The 997-nt window shown below is 62.6% G+C and carries 1 protein-coding gene and 1 pseudogene; one reads left to right on the top strand and one right to left on the bottom strand.

What is annotated here, in order from left to right; translation table 11 throughout:
- On the top strand, window positions 1-480 hold a 480-nt coding region (locus EOA33_RS36760; RefSeq protein WP_145989554.1), incomplete at its 5' end, for an ABC transporter permease.
- Between the two features lie 236 nt (window positions 481-716).
- Here EOA33_RS36760 and EOA33_RS36765 read toward each other — a convergent pair.
- Window positions 717-997, bottom strand: a pseudogene (locus tag EOA33_RS36765) (FAD-dependent oxidoreductase); the annotation flags it as partial.

The following is a 997-nucleotide window of genomic DNA, read 5'->3' on the forward strand; positions in this document are numbered from 1 at the left end:
CTGATGGCCTTTCCCTTCATCGTGCTCGTCACCATGACACTGGTTGCGCTCGGACCCTCGAACCTCACGGTCATTTTGGTGATCGCCATCGCCTATGCGCCGCTGGTGGCAAGAACCGTGCGCGCCGCGGTGCGCGAGCAGCGCGAACGCGAATATGTCAGCGCCGCTCGCCTGGGCGGCGAGAACGCGTTCGCCATCATGGCGCTGGAGATCCTGCCCAACATCCGCGAGACGACCCTGATCGAACTCGTCACCCGGCTGGGGTACGCTTTCTTTTCGATCGCGACGTTGAGCTTTCTCGGCCTCGGCATCCAGCCGCCCTCGGCGGATTGGGGCCTTGCGATCGCCGATGGCTATGGCTTCCTCACCGGCGGCAAATGGTGGGTGGTGGTCTTCAACTCGGGCGCGATCGTCTCGCTGGTGATGGCCACCAACCTGATCGCGCAAGGGGTAGGTGCCTTCGAGAACAATCGGCGTTAGCGTTGCTGCGCCGGTCGATCGGCGCGGAGTCGTGCCCAGACTGCAATATGCCTAGGACACGACCCTGCCTACCGAATGCTTCATGCAAGCTTGTCGCCAAGGGCAAGCCAAAATCGTCGGCGTCATTGCACAGCCAGAAAGCTGCTGACCATCCTCAACGCCATCACCCGGGATCAAAAACCATGGCAGGGCGCTTGTCTTTCAAGGCAGTCGCTCTGGCCTGCCGGCCATCGGGTTCAATCCGAACCCAGCAATTGCTTGCTGAGCTTTGCGCACTGGACGCGAATGTCGGGGATGGCGTCGATTTCGAAGAAAGTGCCGCGCGTCAGCGGTCCAATCGCGAGGATCTTGGATGACACCGTGCCGTCGGCCGCGACCAACTCGCAATTGGCGGTGACGTCGAGGCCGAGGTGAAGCGGGTCGGGCCGCGCCAGGCCGCGCTCGACCAGCGAGCGCACGACGCCGTTCGACGTCTTCGAAATATCGCGGGCGATGCCCATGCAGTCATAGATACGGG

This window comes from Mesorhizobium sp. M4A.F.Ca.ET.050.02.1.1 (assembly GCF_003997725.1).
Taxonomy (GTDB): domain Bacteria; phylum Pseudomonadota; class Alphaproteobacteria; order Rhizobiales; family Rhizobiaceae; genus Mesorhizobium.